Origin of the sequence: Paenibacillus phyllosphaerae, from assembly GCF_014192105.1 — a bacterium.
Taxonomy (GTDB): Bacteria; Bacillota; Bacilli; order Paenibacillales; family Paenibacillaceae; genus Paenibacillus_Z; species Paenibacillus_Z phyllosphaerae.
On record NZ_JACHXK010000003.1, the window covers coordinates 383,297 to 401,777 of the forward strand.

Annotated in this window: 16 protein-coding genes and 2 tRNA genes; 15 read left to right on the forward strand and 3 right to left on the reverse strand. The window is 51.9% G+C overall.

Annotated elements, in window-relative coordinates:
• Nucleotides 1-38 precede the first annotated feature (38 nt).
• The 5 genes from FHS18_RS09405 (at nt 39) to FHS18_RS09420 (ending at nt 3,289) form a co-directional block, all read left to right on the forward strand.
• Nucleotides 39-434: a hypothetical protein gene (locus FHS18_RS09405; protein ID WP_183599339.1), complete on the forward strand. Its 396-nt coding sequence runs from the start codon at nt 39-41 to the stop codon at nt 432-434.
• Nucleotides 431-781, forward strand: coding sequence for a hypothetical protein (locus FHS18_RS09410; RefSeq protein ID WP_183599341.1), 351 nt, complete (start codon nt 431-433; stop codon nt 779-781). The genes FHS18_RS09405 and FHS18_RS09410 overlap by 4 nt, the downstream gene beginning before the upstream one ends.
• A gap of 44 nt (nt 782-825) precedes the next feature.
• A complete protein-coding gene (locus FHS18_RS34885) occupies nt 826-957 on the forward strand; it encodes a hypothetical protein (RefSeq protein ID WP_281378694.1) in 132 nt (43 codons plus the stop codon).
• A 187-nt stretch (nt 958-1,144) separates the two neighbouring features.
• A complete protein-coding gene (locus tag FHS18_RS09415) occupies nt 1,145-2,293 on the forward strand; it encodes a BMP family ABC transporter substrate-binding protein (protein WP_183599343.1) in 1,149 nt (382 codons plus the stop codon).
• An 18-nt stretch (nt 2,294-2,311) separates the two neighbouring features.
• On the forward strand, nt 2,312-3,289 hold the full coding sequence (locus FHS18_RS09420; RefSeq protein WP_183599345.1) for an aromatic ring-hydroxylating dioxygenase subunit alpha: 978 nt from the start codon (nt 2,312-2,314) through the stop codon (nt 3,287-3,289).
• 112 nt (nt 3,290-3,401) lie between these two features.
• On the opposite strand, the gene FHS18_RS09425 is transcribed toward FHS18_RS09420, so the two are convergent.
• Entirely contained in the window at nt 3,402-4,310 is a 909-nt protein-coding gene (locus FHS18_RS09425) for an SDR family oxidoreductase (RefSeq protein ID WP_183599347.1), read from the reverse strand.
• A 187-nt stretch (nt 4,311-4,497) separates the two neighbouring features.
• Here FHS18_RS09425 and FHS18_RS09430 point away from each other — a divergent pair, with 187 nt between their 5' ends.
• Entirely contained in the window at nt 4,498-5,199 is a 702-nt protein-coding gene (locus FHS18_RS09430) for an SDR family NAD(P)-dependent oxidoreductase (RefSeq protein WP_183599349.1), read from the forward strand.
• Between the two features lie 14 nt (nt 5,200-5,213).
• Entirely contained in the window at nt 5,214-5,651 is a 438-nt protein-coding gene (locus tag FHS18_RS09435; RefSeq protein ID WP_183599351.1) for an SRPBCC family protein, read from the forward strand.
• 416 nt (nt 5,652-6,067) lie between these two features.
• Here the strand turns inward: FHS18_RS09435 and FHS18_RS09440 are convergent.
• Nucleotides 6,068-6,144: transfer RNA gene (locus tag FHS18_RS09440), tRNA-Arg, on the reverse strand.
• Nucleotides 6,145-6,413: 269 nt separating this feature from the next.
• Here FHS18_RS09440 and FHS18_RS09445 point away from each other — a divergent pair.
• On the forward strand, nt 6,414-9,491 hold the full coding sequence (locus FHS18_RS09445; protein WP_183599353.1) for an efflux RND transporter permease subunit: 3,078 nt from the start codon (nt 6,414-6,416) through the stop codon (nt 9,489-9,491).
• Between the two features lie 12 nt (nt 9,492-9,503).
• On the forward strand, nt 9,504-10,406 hold the full coding sequence (locus tag FHS18_RS09450; protein ID WP_183599355.1) for a TetR/AcrR family transcriptional regulator: 903 nt from the start codon (nt 9,504-9,506) through the stop codon (nt 10,404-10,406).
• Nucleotides 10,407-10,570: 164 nt separating this feature from the next.
• On the opposite strand, the gene FHS18_RS09455 is transcribed toward FHS18_RS09450, so the two are convergent.
• A tRNA-Gly gene (locus FHS18_RS09455) sits at nt 10,571-10,641 on the reverse strand.
• Nucleotides 10,642-10,825: 184 nt separating this feature from the next.
• Here FHS18_RS09455 and FHS18_RS09460 point away from each other — a divergent pair.
• The 6 genes from FHS18_RS09460 (at nt 10,826) to lonB (ending at nt 18,391) form a co-directional block, all read left to right on the forward strand.
• Nucleotides 10,826-11,719 (forward strand): hypothetical protein, encoded by an 894-nt coding sequence (locus FHS18_RS09460; protein WP_246427546.1) that lies wholly within the window; start codon nt 10,826-10,828, stop codon nt 11,717-11,719.
• A 99-nt stretch (nt 11,720-11,818) separates the two neighbouring features.
• Nucleotides 11,819-13,120 (forward strand): trigger factor, encoded by a 1,302-nt coding sequence (gene tig / locus FHS18_RS09465; RefSeq protein ID WP_183599357.1) that lies wholly within the window; start codon nt 11,819-11,821, stop codon nt 13,118-13,120.
• Nucleotides 13,121-13,470: 350 nt separating this feature from the next.
• Nucleotides 13,471-14,061 carry an ATP-dependent Clp endopeptidase proteolytic subunit ClpP gene (gene clpP / locus FHS18_RS09470; protein WP_183599359.1) on the forward strand — a complete coding sequence of 197 codons (591 nt, stop codon included), beginning with the start codon at nt 13,471-13,473 and terminating at the stop codon, nt 14,059-14,061.
• Nucleotides 14,062-14,085: 24 nt separating this feature from the next.
• Nucleotides 14,086-15,342: an ATP-dependent protease ATP-binding subunit ClpX gene (clpX, locus tag FHS18_RS09475; RefSeq protein ID WP_183599361.1), complete on the forward strand. Its 1,257-nt coding sequence runs from the start codon at nt 14,086-14,088 to the stop codon at nt 15,340-15,342.
• 108 nt (nt 15,343-15,450) lie between these two features.
• Nucleotides 15,451-16,566, forward strand: coding sequence for a flavodoxin-dependent (E)-4-hydroxy-3-methylbut-2-enyl-diphosphate synthase (gene ispG / locus FHS18_RS09480; protein ID WP_183599363.1), 1,116 nt, complete (start codon nt 15,451-15,453; stop codon nt 16,564-16,566).
• A gap of 121 nt (nt 16,567-16,687) precedes the next feature.
• Complete coding sequence (gene lonB, locus FHS18_RS09485) at nt 16,688-18,391, forward strand: ATP-dependent protease LonB (RefSeq protein WP_183599365.1); 1,704 nt, start codon at nt 16,688-16,690, stop codon at nt 18,389-18,391.
• Nucleotides 18,392-18,481 lie beyond the last annotated feature (90 nt).

Sequence of the window (18,481 nt, forward strand, 5' to 3'; positions counted from 1 at the left end):
GGTCAGATCATGGAAGGCTAAAGGAGTTGACCGTATACATGTTTGATCCGCATGAAAATATACAACGGGAAGAAGCAATCCATCCATCAGAGGATGCCGTGTCCTTGGGCCGCAAAACCTATTATGTATCGGTCCAGGCAGGTTCTGTGCTGGAGGATCCGACTGCTGCTTCATTTGAACTGGAAATCCGCGCGAATGAAGAAGAAATCGATCAGCTTCAGGAACTTTTTGACGACATCGCCACAGAGGACGAGTCGGAATTCATCCATTTTCACAAACATCCGTACGGATCTAAGGATACCGATCACTTAAGCGACGGCGTCGATAATCTGCTCGTGGACGTCTATAAATTGCTGTACGAGCTCGGTACGCCGGAGACGAGGGTACATATTGCCAAAATGGGGCTGTTCAAGCCGACAGGGTACTTGTCGTGAGCGAAAGCCTGCGCGTTCAGAACGTCCATCTTACACGTGAAACGGAGCGTAACGGTACCCGGTGCGTCGAGGCGGAAGTGAGTACGGAAGCCTTCGGTCCTCGCGGGCTTCTGGCTTACTTCGCCAATTCGGAGGAGCAAGACTACGAGATGATCGCGGTGCTGCATCGCGATGCGAGTCTGGATACCGACTGGTACGACAATAGCGCGCATAACGCCTATGCGGACGTCAGTTTCGAGCTGTTCGAGAATGTGGAGATGAAGATCGATTGGAGCGCACGCGACCTTTTTAAGGAGCAAGTATTGGCATTCCCGGGCGTACGTGATGGAATTGCGCGGCTGTTGTAATTCGAACCCCATCCTCGCCAATCATTCGAGAGGAGGTGAAGGGAATGTCGGGCAAATCCAAGGATAGAGGGCAAAAGTATGCTGAGAATCAGAACTTTGCTGAGGAAGTTCTGGAGGCAAACGCCAAGCAGCCTGCTCAAAATGCGCCGAGTGAAAGCGTTAGTCGTTACAAATGATACTTAATCTTACGTAAGCAAGGCGGCAAATGTGCATCAAGCACAATTGCCGCCTTCTTTTTTTGGGCTAGGTGCCCAGAAGTTGTGTGAGGATAGTTGACGTTATTATTACGTAGGTCTATATTCTCTCTAAGCTTTTGTGTTACATCTTGGGTAAGTATAGATCAGACGAGAGGGGAACGGTCGGATGAAGAGAATGATGATCGTCATGCTGCTTGGCGTGTTCATGGTGCTGAGCGCCTGTTCGAAGGAGACGAATGCTCCGGCAGCGAATGCGGGAGGGGAAGCTCCGGCCGACAACGGCACTGCCGCGGAATCTGCTGCTGCAGCTGGCGGGGAGGCGAAGAAGCCGCGCGTCGCGTTTGTTTATTTGGGCGTGCCGGGCGATGGCGGTTGGACGTATGAACATGACCAAGGGCGCCTGATGATGGAGAAGGAACTTGGGATTACTGCAACTACGGTCGAGAATGTGCCGGAGGGCGCGGATGCCGAGCGGATTTTCGAAGAGCTGTCGCAGGACCATGACGTCGTCTTCGGCACAAGCTTCGGCTATATGGACGCGATGGTGAATGTGGCGCAGAAGCATCCGGACGTCAAATTCATGCATGCCAGCGGCTACAAGACGCTGGATAACCTCGGCACTTATCTGGGCAAGGAATATCAAAGCGCGTATCTGGTCGGTATGGCGGCCGGTAAAATGACCGAAAACAATCATCTCGGCTACGTTGGTGCATTCCCGATTCCGGAAGTAATCTATACGATCAACGCGTTCGCCTTAGGTGCCCAAAGTGTCAATCCCGATGCGCATGTTTCGGTCGTGTGGAGCAATACGTGGTTCGACCCGACGACGGAGCGTCAAGCTGCGACAAGTCTGCTGGATAAAGGCGTCGATGTATTGGCTGCCTATCAAGATTCTCCGGCCAGCATTCAGGCTGCCGCGGAACGAGGCGTCTGGGGGATCGGCAACGACTCGGATATGAGCAAATACGCCCCGGATACCTATATTACGAATCCGGTGTGGAAATGGGGCCCTTACTATATTGAGGCCGTTCAATCGGTTATTGACGGAACTTGGAAACCAGAGAGCTACTTCGGCTCGATGAAAGACGGCATTACGGACATTGCGCCTTTCGGCAAGAACGTCCCTCAGGACGTTCAGGATCTGGTCGAGGCGAAAAAGCAGGAAATTCTAAACGATGCTTTCGACGTGTTCGCTGGGCCGATCAAGGATCAAACCGGAGCGGAGAAGGTGGCCGCAGGCAGTGCGATGACGGTTGATGAAATCTTGAACATGACTTGGTTCGTGCAAGGGATAGACGGTACGATTCCGCAATAGAGAGGAGCTGCATCTGCAATGATGATTATGGATCCGGTGCTGCTTCATGAATGGCATCCCGTTGCGCTAGTTTCCGACGTGACGGAAGCGCCCAAACAAATCGTTGTATTAGGCGAGAAAGTTGTGTTGTTCCGTGGGCCGCAAGGAGTCAACGCGATGCGGGATCTGTGCATTCATCGCGGAGTTCCGTTATCGCTGGGACGCGTAGAGCAGGGGGAGATCGTCTGCGCTTACCATGGCTGGCGATACGATGGGGACGGACGGTGCGTCTGTATCCCTTCGCTGCCGGCGACGCAAGCTATTCCTCTGAAGGCGCGAACCACAAGTTACGCCTGCCAGGAGCGGTATGGTTTTGTCTGGGTCTGTCTGGGTGAACCGAAGTGCGATTATCCCGCTCTGGAGGGGCGAATCGACGACAGCTTGCTTCCGATCTGGATGGGACCGTACCCGGTACAGGCTTCGGCTCCCCGGGTGATCGAGAACTTCCTTGATGTCTCCCATCTCATGTTCGTCCATGAAGGGCTGCTCGGCGATAGTGCGCATGCCGAGATCGATGACTACAGCGTACATCTGCATGGCGACGAGCTGGTGACCGACGAGATTGTCGTCTATCAGCCCGACCCTGACGGGCGGGGGATCGGCGTTCATAACCGGTATATCTATGAAATCTATACGCCCGGAGTCGTTAAGCTGTTGAAGCGAACCGAAGGTTCGGATGACATCTTCCATTTGTTCCTCCTGGTTCTGCCGGAGACGGACGTAACCTGCACCGCTTTTATGCTGCAGTTGCGCAATTACGCGCCGAATGTGCCGGATCAGGTGTTCATCGACTTCCAGAATACGCTGCTGGAGCAAGACAAACGGATCGTCGAAGCGCAGAAACCTGAGCTGCTGCCGCTGGACTTGCAAGCCGAGCTGCACCTCAAGTGCGACCGCGTCAGTATTGCGTATCGGCGCAGATTGAAGGAGCTGGGAGTTACGATCGGTACGGAGTAACGCGAGCGGTCCGAGAATAGAGCATCGTACAAAGAGAAGCCAGTTCGCATTGGAATGCGGCTGGCTTCTTTTATAATCAACTACGCTCAAACTTCTTGTTCCGCGTATCTTCTTAGCCGTTCACGACTTCTCCGCCGTTCACATGGAGAACTTGTCCGCTGACATAGGAGGAATCTCCGCTTGCCAGATACACGTAAGCAGGGGCAAGCTCGTCCGGCTGTCCGACGCGTCCAAGCGGCGTATCGGCACCGAATTGCGCCACCTGCTGCTCGTCGAACGTGGACGGAATGAGCGGCGTCCAGATCGGGCCAGGCGCTACGGCGTTGACGCGAATGCCTTGAGCGGCTACGTTCTGGGACAATGCGCGCGTGAAGGATACAACCGCGCCTTTCGTTGACGAGTAGTCAAGCAAGGTAGGGTTGCCTTTGTAAGCGGTGATCGAGGCGGTATTGATGATCGACGCCCCCGCTTGCAGATGCGGCATGGCTGCTTGCGTCAGATAGAACATGCCGAATACATTCGTTTTGAACGTGCGTTCCAATTGCTGCGGCGTAATTTGCTCCAGCTTCTGCTGCGGATGCTGCTCCGCCGCGTTGTTGATCACGATATCAAGCTTGCCGAACTGCTTGACCGTCTCTTCGACTGCTTGCTTGGCGAATGCGGGATTGCCAATATCCCCCGCGAAGAGGAGGCAGCGTACGCCTTTTTCTTCGACGAGCCGCTTGGTTTCTTGAGCATCATTATCTTCGCTTAAGTATACGATGGCCACGTCGGCGCCTTCTTTGGCAAAGGTAACGGCTACGGCTCGTCCAATCCCGCTGTCTCCGCCGGTGATGATCGCGCTCTTCCCTTTCAGCTTTCCTGCTGCCGCATAAGAAGGGTTATCGAACAGCGGTCGAGGATTCATCTCGCTCTCGATACCCGGCTGTTGGTTCTGATGTTGGGCGGGCAGCTCTGTAGGGCGCTGAGGGCCATCCTGCGGCTGTGGAACTTTTTTTTGCTGTGCGTTTTGCTCTGACATTAGCAAACACTCCTTTCAATGCCATAGGGTTTCCGAAACGACTGGTGTTTTACACATCGTGTTCAAAGACTTATAACCGCATCGTATGGCAAGTAACCAACAAGTGGAAACGAAAGGTGGGATTTTAGCAGAAGAAGGCGTTATAATGAAAGGGCATTCATTATATAACTGATCGGAGGAGAAGCTGGTGAGAATTGTAATTACCGGAGCAAGTCGTGGGCTCGGCTATGAGCTTGCCGTCCAAGCGGCGAGAAAAGGGCATACCGTCTATGCCGCCGTTCGTGATGTTGAAGCAGCGAGTCATCGGTTCAATTCGTTGGAAGAGAAGTTGGCCTCGCGCATCGAGCTGCTAGAATTGGATGTGGCGGACTTGACGTCCATCCAGCGTTTCGTGGATCAGCTGGCTTCTCGTACCGAGGCGATCGATGGATTGGTGAACAATGCGGCGATCCTGCTTGAGCGTGAGCAAGGGATCGATACGGTCCAGCTTGGCGAAATCATTCGTTCATTCGAGACGAACTTGTATGGGCCGATTCAGCTCACCCAGTCGCTGTTGCCGATGCTTCGCAAAGGCAAGGTGCCGTCCATTATGAATATTTCGTCGGAAGCGGGCTCCTATGCGGTCGTCTATGGCGGAGATTATCCGTATGGACTGTCCAAGGCGGCGTTGACTTATTTCTCGGAAAAATTGCGTAAAGAGCTCGAACCTCAAGGCTTCCAGGTACTTGCCATCCATCCCGGCTGGATGAAGACCGATATGGGCGGTGAGGCGGCGCCAGGCGACCCTGTGGAAGCAGCGAGCCAGTTGGTGCGTCTATTGGAGCGCGTCCGTCCGCTGCCGGTCAAGCATGGTTTTGTCAATCCTGCCGGAGACCAACTGCCGATCTGACGATGCGGATGCGAATGAAGTCGAAGATGAAGGCGAATCCGGCGGTGCTGTGGGGCTGGCTCGGGGATCCGGCCGTATTCCGCAAAGTAACGGCACCGGTCATGGAATTTCGCAGCGAACATCCGGAGTCGTTCCCTGATCGCTGGCAGGAAGGGCGGTCTTATCAGATGAATATGTATTTGTTTGGTATTGTGCCGCTTGGCTACCACACGATCCATTTCAGAAGCATTGATGACGGGAACAGGCAATTCCAGACGATGGAGTCCGGCCGGTTCATCCGCCATTGGGAACATACGATGCGAGTTAGGGTCAATGGTCAGGGGGATACTTACTTCGAAGATGAGCTTGTTATACGAAGCGGTGCGCTAACGATATTCATCTACGTCGGTGCATATTTGTTTTTCCTTTATCGGCATTGGAGAATTCGGAATTTGTTGAGGCGAATCGGTTAGAGGCGCTCTGAATGGTAACCCCTGGCGAATGAGCGATCATTTGCCGGGGGTTTCATGTTTTATTTCCAACCTTTCGGTACGGTTATCGGTTTGGAATGTGTCTTCTGGTACCAACGTTTGTTCTTTTGAGTCTCAAGCGAATTTTTCAATTGTTGAATCATAAGCTTGGCTCGGTCTTCGGCTCGATATTTCGCTCATAACTTCATAAGTATTCCCATTGCGCATGAGTACCCACCTCATTTGTCATAAAATGTCGAAGAGAAGTAAACAATGATACTTAAATCCTATACGAGTGAGTCTAAAGTCTCAAAACTTATCTGGGAGTCTCTTCCTTCATGTCTAAATGGCTATGAAATACAATAACAAAAAAGCCCTTTTCATCTGAAGATGCAAAGGGCTTGGGTCTTGTATAAGTATGGCGTCCCGGAAGGGATTCGAACCCCCGACCGTGCGCTTAGAAGGCGCATGCTCTATCCAACTGAGCTACCGGGACGCGACAAGAAGTATCCTACCACATACGGAAGATGTAACGCAATAGTTTTTGTAAAATTATTTTTTGGGTCTTGAAGATTGTGTCTGTTTTAGGAATTGTGCCTGCTTGTTTGAGACATTTTATGAAATATGCCGTAACAAGGGTTGTCGTAGCTATGACTGACCGTTCGTTTTATTGACATTTGAACAGCAGTCAAATACGATTTGATAGGGGTTTGAACACTGTTCAAATTCGCTTGCGAAATGAACGAAGAGACAGGGAGTGGGAAAGTGAAAGGAATAATCCGTTTTTCGTTGAACAACAAGTTTGCGATCTGGATTATGACGTTGATCGTTGTTGTCGCAGGTTTGTATTCGGGTCTTAACATGAAGCAAGAGACGATCCCGAATATCTCCGTGCCGATCTTAACGGTCAACACGGTATATCCAGGCGCTGCGCCGGAAGAGGTGGCGGATCAGGTCACGATTCCGCTGGAGCAGCGGATTCAGAATCTAAGCGGCGTGACGGCCGTTAACTCGACCTCGAGCGAGAATGTGTCGATTATTACGGTTGAATACAGCTACGATAAAGACATGAAGGAAGCGGAAGAGGAGCTTGGCGCCGCGATCGATTCTTTCGAGAAGCCATCCGGCGCACAAGATACGCAAATTTCCAAAATCAGTCTGAATGACTTCCCAGTCGTCTCCTTGAGCGTTTCGTCCAAAGGTCTCGGCCTTGAAGAAGTGACCCAGCTCGTGGAAACCGAGCTGCAGCCGGCGCTGGAAGGAATTGAAGGAATCGGGACGGTGGCTATCTCCGGCCAGAATATCAAAGAAGTCCATTTGACGTTCGATCAAGCCAAGATGGCGCAATACGGCTTGACCCAAGAGACCGTTCAAGGCATTGTGCAAGCATCGGCTTTGAAAGCTCCGCTCGGTATTTTCGAGCTCGACCAATCGGAGAAATCGCTGGTCGTTGACGGCAACGTAACGACGATTGACCAACTGAAGAACATCGAAGTTCCGGTGACGAACGGGTCCGCGGGACAAGCGGGTCCAGCTGGTCTTCCTACGATCAAATTGTCTGATGTAGCCACGATCGAGATGATCGACCGAGCTGAATCGATCTCGCGTACGAACGGTGAGCTTTCCATCGGCATCAATGCGACCAAAGCCTCGGACGCCAACACGGTTGATGTCGTCAATGCAGTTAAGGATAAGGCCGAGGAATTCGAAGGCGAACATGAAGGCATGAGCACGGTCGTTCTGCTTGACCAAGGCAAGCCGATCGAAGAGTCGGTCAGCACGATGATCGATAAAGCGCTGTTCGGCGCATTGTTTGCGGTAATCGTCATTCTATTGTTCCTGCGTAACATTCGGACAACGATTATTTCGATCGTGTCGATTCCGTTATCCCTGGTTATCGCGCTGCTCATTCTCAAGCAGATGGACATTACGCTTAACATCATGACGCTCGGCGCCATGACGGTCGCCATCGGCCGGGTTGTGGACGATTCCATTGTCGTCATTGAGAATAACTATAGACGAATGGCGCTTCGCGGCGAAAGGCTCAGAGGCAAGGAATTGATAACCGAAGCGACGCGCGAGATGTTTATTCCGATCTTGTCCTCGACGCTGGTTACAATCGCGGTATTCCTGCCGCTGGGGACGGTAAGCGGGCCAATCGGCGAAATGTTCATGCCTTTCGCGTTAACCATGGTATTCGCTTTGCTCGCTTCCCTGCTTGTTGCGGTTACGGTCGTCCCAATGATGACGCACCAAATGTTCCGCAGAGGTTTGAAGGCTAACCAGACGCATGAAGAGAAGCCGGGCGCTTTGGGCAACTCTTATCGTAAAATTTTGAACTGGTCGCTTAACCATAAACTGATGACGTTCTTAGGCGCTATTGTGCTGCTGGTCGCGAGCTTTTTCCTCGTACCGCTTATCGGTACCAGCTTCCTGCCGGAAGAAGAAGAGAAGTATGTTATGGTTACTTATGCACCGGGACCTGGCAAGCTGATCTCCGATGTCGAGAAGACGGCGCTGGAAGCCGAGAAGCTGATCCTGGGCCGCGAAGGCGTAACGAATCTGCAATACTCGGTAGGCGGCGAGAGTCCGATGAGTTTCGGTCCTACCAAGAATGCCCTGTTCTATGTGCAGTATGATAACGACACCAAAAGTTTTGGCGATGTGAAGGATAAGCTTGTGGAGGAACTGACTGCGCTTGAGCCTACCGGCTCTTGGAGCGAGATGGACTTCACCGGCGGCATGGGCGGTTCCAAGGTTAGCCTCTTCGTCTACGGCAACAGTTTTGATGAAATCAAGCCGGTTGTAGAGAAGATTCAGACGCTGATGGAGCAGAACGAGGAGTTTGAGAAGGTCGATACGTCTCTCTCCAAGCAATACGAGCAGTATACGCTTGTCGCCGATCAGCAGAAGCTGAGCAAGCTCGGTTTGACTGCCGGCCAAATTGCGATGAAATTAAGTCCTGTCCGAGAGACGCCGATTCTGACGACCGTTCAAGAAGACGGCAAGGAATATAATGTCTATGTTCAAGTGGACAAGAAAACCTACCAGACAATCGCGGATATCGAGAATGAGACGATCCAGTCGCCGCTCGGGATTTCGGTGCCGCTGAAGGATGTCGTCAAGGTTGAGAAAGGAACGTCCGCGAACTCGGTTACGCGCAAAGACGGGAAGCTGTACGTCGAAGTGTCCGCGAACGTAACGAGCAAGGATGTAGGCACCGCTTCAACCGAGCTTCAAGACGAAGTCGAGAAGATGGAGAAACCGGAGACAGTTACGGTCGACTTCGGCGGCGTTACGGAGCAAATCAACGAAACGTTCACGCAGCTGGGCCTTGCGATGGCTGCTGCAATCGCGATCGTCTATCTGCTGCTCGTCATTACGTTCGGCGGTGCGCTGACGCCGTTCGCGATCCTGTTCTCGCTGCCGTTCACGATTATCGGAGCGTTGGTCGGTCTATTCCTTGCCGGAGAGACCATCAGTGCAACGGCGATGATGGGGATGCTCATGCTGATCGGTATCGTCGTCACGAATGCGATCGTATTGCTAGACCGCGTCCTACACATGGAGAAGGAAGGCATGTCGACGCGCGATGCGCTGATCGAAGCTGCCGGGACGCGTCTGCGTCCGATCCTGATGACTGCGCTCGCAACTGTCGGCGCATTGCTCCCGCTTGTATTGGGCTTTGAGGGCGGCAGCGGCGGACTTATTTCCAAAGGCTTAGGCGTTACGGTTATTGGCGGTTTGATTAGTTCGACTCTGCTCACCTTGTTGATCGTGCCGGTCGTATACGAATTCCTGGTACGTTTCAGAAGAAAGCATGACGACGAGGTGAAGGCGTAAGGCGGTGACACCATGGTAGAGGGGAATAAAAAACAGCAAATTATCCAGGCGGCTATTCAATGTTTCTCCGAAAAGGGATACAGAGGCACATCCATCCAGGATATTGCGGACGTGCTCGGTATAGCCAAAGGCTCGCTCTACTTCTATTTCAAGTCGAAGAGCGACCTGCTTCATTCCATCATGAAAGACTACATGGATAACATCGCCGCCGAGTTCGCCGAATTGCACGCAAGAACGGACCTTACTTCCCGCGATCTTTTGGCTTGCCGGATCGTCATGAGCTACAACCTTTACGAGGAGAACCAAAATTTCTTTTCGATGCTCTTGAAGGAACGCTTTGAGATCAATGACGAGATTCAAGAGCTGGTCATGGGATTCCGAAGACAGGGGCTGTTCGTGACACATGAACTGATATGCAGTACCTATGGGGAAGCCATTCGTCCGGCCGCGCGTGATTTAACGATTATTTTCGAGGCGATGATCCAGAATTATCTTGGGATGAGAGTCATTGAGCAGAAGTCGTTCGATACGAGCAAATTATCGGATTACTTGATGAATCGGCTGGATGCGATGGCGGCTGACTTGCTGTCCGAAGGGGCGCCGTATGTTCTGTCTCCCGAGATGGTGGAAGAATGGAGCGCAAGCAACAAACATGGGCGAGGCAAAAGTCTGAAAGCGGAGCTTCTGCTCGAGGTGAAGGAGATTCGCGAGCAAGCGGCCTGGTATGTCAAGGAACCGTCCGCGCTTGAGGAAATCCATTCGTCGCTTGAAGTGCTATACGCCGAGTTAGAGAAGCCGCAGCCGCAGCAGGTGGTCGTTAAGGGGATGCTTGTGCTGCTCAAAAGCATTCAGGCGCCTGAACTGCGCAAGCGGCTTGCGAAGCTCGAAGCCGGCATTAACGAAGTTCAAACCTAACGAAAGCCGTCTGCGGCGCGTGTCAGCTGCAGACGGCTGTTTTTTTCAACCGAATAGGGTGCAAGAAGTAGGGATAAACGGGCAATACTAGCTAAAACGGTCCTGCACATACAAAAAAAGACCTTGAATCATTCAAGGTCTCCTTGTTTATGTATACATAGGGAAGCGGGTGAAGGGAATCGAACCCTCGCCTCAAGCTTGGGAAGCTGGCGTTCTGCCATTGAACTACACCCGCATATGAAAGTGAAGTTATGATAGCATAGCTATGCATGGAAATCAAGTTGCCAAGATGCTATAATAACGCGAGTATTAAGGGCGAGCCGAGTGAAGTGAAGCGGCAAGGGCGCGAATGCCACAAGGGATGTGAAATCATAGCGACTTCAAAAACACCAGCAGGCGAACATAAGGATAATGTCTACTTGTTCCCGAAGATGCTGGATCAATATCAGATTCAATTGACGAGAATGCTGGAATCCGAGCGGTATGGCGAAGCAAAGGAACTGCTGCGTTTCCTGATGCAATGTCAAGGGGAAGACCAGCGGCATTACGAAGAATGGAGCAATCTGCTGTCTTGGCTCGATATGGCTTTCCCCGGAGAGTCAGGTGCCCGCGAAGGAGAAGGTTACGGGCTAGAAGCCGATGAGGAAGAGAACGAAGAGCAGTTCCGTAAGCAGGCGATCGTTCCGACCCAGCACGATTCCGCCTATATCGAGCAGGTGCTTTATATCATGCAGAACCATCCGGTTGTCGATCAGCAGATACTGGCCCTCGAACGGGCGGCGCATCTGAATGACCCGGTTGTAGACGAGACGATCGTCTCTTGGATCACGAAGGGCGAGCTGCATCCGGCACTCCAATTCAAGGCGCTTCAATGCTTGCGTCGCAGGGGAGTTACCGGCCGGATTGTGATCGAACGGCTTGGCGAACGTACGGACTTGGAGATCGAACGGACGCCTCTGTCGATGTCGGATTTTCCGGATGTGGTTATAAAGATCGTAGAACGGGTAGAATCGGTAACAGAAGTCATTGATTCGACGATGCCCCATTTTGCCCGGGAGCTCTGGAAGGAAAGCTTGCAGTGCTTCTACGGCACATCTGCCTATGATCTGGTCACGATGGACGACGATGAGACGGTGGATTGCTTCGCGGGGGCGCTCCATCAGACGCTGGAGTTGTCGATTTACGGACGAAGCGAAGACGAGAGTGTAAGGGATACATACGGCATTACGGACGCGCTCCGGTTCCGGTATGAGCAGGCTTGCCGGATCCTGCGGCAGGCGTCGATGTTCATTGACAATCGGGACGGAAGCTAGCCTTGAAATTCGTGCGAGATTTGATTATAATGTAATGGTTTATGATCGCGAAACCTGTACGCTTGAAAGCGTGAGTTAATTTGGAGGGGAAAGCATAACATGAAAGCAACTTGGGAAAAAATAGACAAGAATCTTGTCGCCATCGACGTAGAAGTTGATGCTGCGCAAGTTACGGAAGCGCTTGACAAAGCGTTCAAGAAAGTGGTTCAGAAGGTTAACGTACCAGGCTTCCGTAAAGGTAAAGTGCCTCGTGCAATGTTCGAGAAGCGTTTCGGCGTAGAGAGCCTCTACCAAGACGCAATCGACATCCTGCTTCCGTCGGTTTACTCCGCGGCGCTGACTGAGACTGGCGTTGAAGCCGTTGATCGTCCTGAGATCGACGTTGAGCAATTCGGCAAAGGCCAATCGTTCAAATTCAAAGCAAAAGTAACGGTTAAACCTGAAGTTAAGCTTGGCGATTACAAAGGCCTTGAAGTTCCAGCAGCAGAAGCTGAAGTGACTGAAGAGGAAGTTGCAGAAGAGCTTGAACGTCTGCAACAGCGTCATGCTGAACTCGTCGTAATCGACGAAGGCGCAGCACAGAACGGCGATACTGCAGTTATCGATTTCGAAGGTTTCGTGGACGGTGAGGCATTCGAAGGCGGCAAAGGCGAGCGTTACTCCCTTGAACTTGGTTCAGGTTCGTTCATCCCTGGCTTCGAAGAACAAGTAATCGGTCTGGCTACTGGCGACTTCAAGGATGTTGAAGTAACATTCCCTGAGTCTTACCATGCTGAGAACCTGGCTGGCAAAGCTGCGGTATTCAAAGTGAAACTGCATGAGATCAAGCGTAAGAACCTGCCTGCACTGGACGACGAGTTCGCCAAAGACGTTAGCGAATTCGACACGCTTGACGAGTTCAAGCAAGATCTGAAAGTGAAGTTGGCTGACCGCAAAGCAAAAGAAAACGAGCAAGCTCGCGAAGTAGCAGTTGTTGAGAAAGCTTCCGAGACAGCTGAGGTTGAAATCCCGCAAGCTATGATTAATACGGAAGTAGATTACATGCTGCGCGACTTCGAGAACCGTCTGCGTATGCAAGGCATGAACCTTGACCTGTACTACCAGTTCTCCGGTCAAGATGAGTCCGTTCTGCGCGCTCAAATGTCTACAGACGCTGAGAAGCGTGTTCGCAACAACCTGGTTCTGGAGCAAATCTCCAAGAACGAAGGTATCGGCGCTTCCGAAGAAGAGCTGAGCGAAGAACTCGAGAAATTGTCCGGCATGTATAACCGTCCGGTGGACGAGCTTCGTCAACTGTTCGCAAGCAACGGCAACCTCGAGAACCTTAAAGCGGACATCGTTATTCGCAAAACGATCCAGTTCCTCCTCGACAACAGCAAAGTAGCTACAGAAGTAGCGTAACAAGACGCAGCCGTCCATCGTGACGGCTCGTTCTACCATTAGGTGAGGCACGTGCAAACGTGCCTTCTTTTGACTAATGGAATTACTGCTTGTGCACGTACATAACGTTTCTTTGGGGCTTGCCCCGTACATATCCATGCACAACAACCGTATACTGTAACAATCGGCTTGTTGAAGCATCCTGTTTAGCTTGTTGCCGGTCATAATCGCAATAAAAATGACTTTGTGCCCGGAACATGATAGAATAACGAAGATTCCCACAATTACCTTATAAGTTCGCTTCTGGAACTACGAATAAGGGGGAGCGTTCTCTCATACGAGAGCGCAATAAACTTAAGGAGGTTGGTCGCATGAATCTCGTACCAGTTGTCGTTGAGCAAACGAATCGAGGAGAACGTTCTTACGACATTTACTCCCGTCTTTTGAAAGATCGGATTATTTTCTTGGGAAGTGCGATCGACGATGATGTCGCGAACTCGGTAATCGCACAGCTGCTGTTCCTGGCCGCTGACGATCCTGAGAAAGATATCCACTTGTATATTAACTCGCCTGGCGGTTCAGTCACCGCAGGTATGGGTATTTTTGATACGATGCAATACATCAAGCCCGACGTATCCACCATTTGCATGGGTCTTGCCGCGAGCATGGGTTCGCTGCTGCTCACAGCAGGTGCGAAGGGCAAACGGTTCGCGCTTCCGAATGCCGAGGTTATGATTCACCAACCGCTTGGCGGCGTTCGCGGTCAAGCTTCGGACATCAAAATCCATGCAGACTGGATTCTGAAGACGAAGCAGAAGTTGAACCAAATCTACGTAGATCGTACTGGTCAACCTTACGAGAAGATTGAGCGCGATACGGACCGTGATAACTTCATGAGTGCGGAAGAGGCGCTTAACTATGGGTTGATCGACAAGATCGTAACCTCGTCGTCCATCCTGTAACCATCGATATGAAGGGGTGATCCCATGTTTAAGTTCAACGACGAAAAAGGTCAGCTGAAGTGCTCGTTCTGCGGCAAATCGCAGGACCAAGTGCGCAAGCTGGTTGCTGGCCCTGGTGTATATATATGCGATGAGTGCATCGAGCTTTGCACGGAAATTGTTGAAGAGGAGCTCGGCCACGAAGAAGAGCTCGATCTGAAGGATATCCCGAAACCGAAAGATATCCGCAACATTCTCGACCAATATGTCATCGGTCAAGAGCAAGCGAAGAAATCCCTTTCCGTAGCGGTTTATAACCACTACAAACGGGTTAATTCGGGCAGCAAGATCGAAGACGTAGAGTTGCAGAAGAGTAACATTCTGCTGGTCGGACCGACTGGTTCCGGTAAGACGCTGCTCGCGCAAACAATGGCGAAGATCCTCAATGTGCCTTTCGCAATCGCGGACGCGACTTCCTTGACGGAAGCCGGCTACGTAGGCGAAGACGTAGAGAACATTTTGCTGAAGCTGATCCAAGCGGCAGACTATGATGTTGAGAAAGCCGAGCGCGGCATTATCTACATCGACGAGATCGATAAAGTAGCACGCAAGTCCGAGAATCCGTCCATTACGCGCGACGTATCGGGCGAAGGCGTTCAGCAAGCGCTTCTGAAGATTCTTGAAGGCACTGTTGCTTCCGTTCCACCGCAAGGCGGTCGTAAGCATCCGCATCAAGAATTTATCCAGATCGATACGACGAACATCTTGTTCATCTGCGGCGGTGCCTTTGATGGATTGGAGCAGTTCATTAAACGCCGGATCGGCAAGAAGGTTATCGGATTCAACTCGGCCGGAGACGGTCAGAAGGATCTGAAACCAGGCGAATACCTCAGCATGGTATTGCCAGAGGATTTGCTCAAATTCGGTCTGATCCCAGAGTTCGTCGGCCGTCTGCCGGTTATCTCGACGCTCGAGCCGCTTGATGAGGCTGCATTGGTACGCATTCTGTCCGAACCGAAGAATGCGCTCGTGAAGCAATATCAGAAGCTGCTGGAGATGGATAACGTGAAATTGGACTTCGATCAGCCTGCGCTTGAAGCAATCGCCAAAGAAGCGATCAAGCGCAACACTGGTGCGCGCGGCTTGCGTGCAATCATTGAAGGCATTATGCTAGATGTGATGTACGAAGTGCCGTCCCGTGATGACGTACAGACGTGCGTAATCACCGAGAAGGTTGTCCAAGAGAAGATCATGCCAGAGCTTACAAGCAAGAAAGGCAAGAAGAAAGAAGAGAGCGCCTAATATCCGTCTATAAATTTCCACCCCCGAATAAGGTGTTTTATGCCCTATTCAGGGGTGGACTTTGACGTTTTGGGATTGGATCTATGCTTCGATGGGAGAGGAAACCTGATGTATTTACGTAAAGATACTGTACCTGTCAAAGTTGGGCCGCTGACGATCGGTGGCAGCGACGAAGTCATTATTCAAAGCATGTGTACGACCAAGACCGCAGATGTGGAAGCGACGGTCGCAGAAATTCTGCGGCTGGAGGAAGCAGGCTGTCAAATTGTCCGTGTAACGGTGAACAATAAAGAGGCTGCGGAAGCGATTAAAGAGATCAAAAAACGCATCCACATTCCGCTTGTTGCAGATATTCACTTTGATTATCGTCTCGCTCTGCTGGCGATCGAGAACGGCATTGATAAAGTACGTATCAATCCGGGTAATATCGGACGACGAGAGAAGGTCGAAGCGGTTGTCCGGGCTTGTAAAGAGCGCGGGATTCCGATTCGCATCGGCGTTAATGCGGGATCGTTGGAGAACCACCTGCTGGAGAAGTATGGGTATCCGACGCCGGAAGCCATGGTTGAAAGTGCACTATTCCATATCGGTATTCTCGAAGAACTGGATTTCCACGATATTATCGTTTCGCTTAAAGCATCCGATGTTCCGATGGCGATCGCTGCGTACCGCATGGCTGCGGAGCAGATCAAATATCCGTTGCACCTGGGGATTACAGAAGCGGGTACTCTTCATACGGGTACCATCAAGAGTTCCGCGGGTATCGGCGCATTGCTCGCTATGGGCATCGGCAATACGGTACGGATCAGCTTGAGCGCTGACCCGGTCGAAGAAGTGAAAGTGGCCCGCGAGCTGCTGAAGTGCTTCGGCCTGATTACGAATGCGGCAACGCTCGTATCTTGCCCGACTTGCGGACGGTTGGACATTGATCTGTTCTCTATCGCGAACGAAGTCGAAGAGTACATCAGCAAGATTAAGGTGCCGATTAAGGTATCGGTTTTGGGATGTGCGGTCAACGGCCCGGGCGAAGCGCGCGAGGCTGACATTGGCATTGCCGGAGCCCGCGGAGAAGGTATGTTGTTCCGCTATGGTGAGATGATCCGTAAAGTGCCGGAAGCAGAGTTGTTGAACGAATTGAAGAAGGAAATCGATGAGATTGTCCGCGTATTCGAAGAAACAGGCGAAATTCCGGGCCGTAAGGCGCATCACCCGGCTGCGCTGTAAGGAACAGGTAATCAAAACTTTAGATGGCTCTTCACGATTATTACATCCGGCAAGGGGCAATACTGACAAGTATAGCCCCGGAATTGCCGGATGTTTTTGTTTGGAGAGGAGTCGATTCTATATGAGTCTAAGTTTGGCTTTAATGCTTATTCAAGTTTTTTTTGCGATTGTGATCGGCTTGTACTTTTGGAACTTACTGCGTAATCAGAAAACGAATCGAACAGCCGTAGATCGAGAGTCTCGCAAGGAAATGGATAAGCTGCGCAAGCTGCGTTCCATATCGCTGACGAAGCCGCTCGCCGAGAAGACGCGTCCGCAGACGATGAACGATATCGTCGGTCAACGTGATGGTTTGCGCGCGCTGAAAGCGGCGCTGTGCAGCGCTAATCCGCAGCACGTCATTATTTATGGGCCGCCAGGCGTCGGGAAGACGGCAGCCGCGCGCGTCGTGCTGGAGGAAGCCAAGAAGAATCCTTCGTCGCCTTTCGGCGGCGACGCGAAGTTCACTGAGATCGATGCGACAACGGCCCGATTCGACGAGCGCGGTATTGCCGATCCGCTCATCGGATCGGTGCATGATCCGATTTATCAAGGTGCCGGCGCTATGGGTGTGGCCGGAATTCCGCAGCCGAAGCCTGGCGCTGTAACGAAGGCGCATGGTGGAATGTTGTTCATTGACGAAATCGGCGAATTGCATCCGATTCAGATGAATAAATTGTTAAAGGTACTTGAAGATCGTAAGGTGTTTTTGGAGAGCGCATATTACAGTTCGGAAGATACGAATATTCCGATGTATATCCATGACATCTTCCAAAACGGCCTTCCAGCCGATTTCCGGCTTGTTGGCGCAACGACACGGTCTCCCCAAGAATTACCGCCTGCGCTGCGTTCGCGCTGCATGGAGATCTACTTCCGCCCGCTGCTCGCAGATGAAATCGCGGAGATCGCGATGAACGCGCTCAAGAAGATCGGTTTGCCGCCTTGCCAAGAGGCCATTGATGTCGTCAAACGTTACGCGACGAATGGGCGTGAAGCAGTCAACGTCATTCAGCTGGCTGCAGGTCTTGCTTTATCGGAGAAAAGAGAAGCGATTAACGCGGCCGATGTGGAGTGGGTCGTCAACAGCAGCCAAATCCCACCTCGCCCGGATCGGAAGGTTCCTGCCGAGCCGCAAATCGGTTTCGTGAACGGTCTTGCTGTATATGGACCGAACATGGGGACCATGTTAGAGATTGAAGTCAGTGCGATTCCTGCACGGGCCGGTAGAGGCCGCTACACGATCACGGGCGTCGTCGATGAGGAAGAACTTGGCGGCGGAAGCCGGACCTTACGCCGTAAGAGCATGGCGAAAGGCTCGGTGGAGAACGTGTTTACCGTGCTTCGGCGGAACGGGTTCCAACCTGAGAATTATGATCTGCATATCAATTTCCCCGGAGGTACGCCAATTGACGGGCCGTCGGCCGGTATTGCCATGGCAACTGCTATCGCCTCTGCGATCAATGGAGAGCCTGTAGACAACAAGCTCGCCATGACGGGAGAAGTCGGCATCCACGGCAACGTTAAGCCGGTAGGCGGCGTATTGGCCAAAGTGGAGGCGGCGTTTCAAGCCGGCGCCAATCGGGTTATTATCCCTCGAGAGAATTGGCAGGCCGTATTCGCTGATTTGCAAGGGCTTCAAGTCATTCCGGTAGATCACATCGAAGAGGTATTCCGTCAAGTGTTCAAAGGGGAAGAAACGCGTATCGCGATGCCGGCGCAAACCCCGGCAACGGACGTATTTATCGCTTCGAGCCTCCCTTATTTGCAGGCGGATTCCGTAGAGTGATAAAATGGAAAAGAAACAGGTTGAAAGCGACAGCAGGTTTTCCGCTTTAACAGGTTATTCGATGGAATGCTGATCGACCTTCGGGTCGTT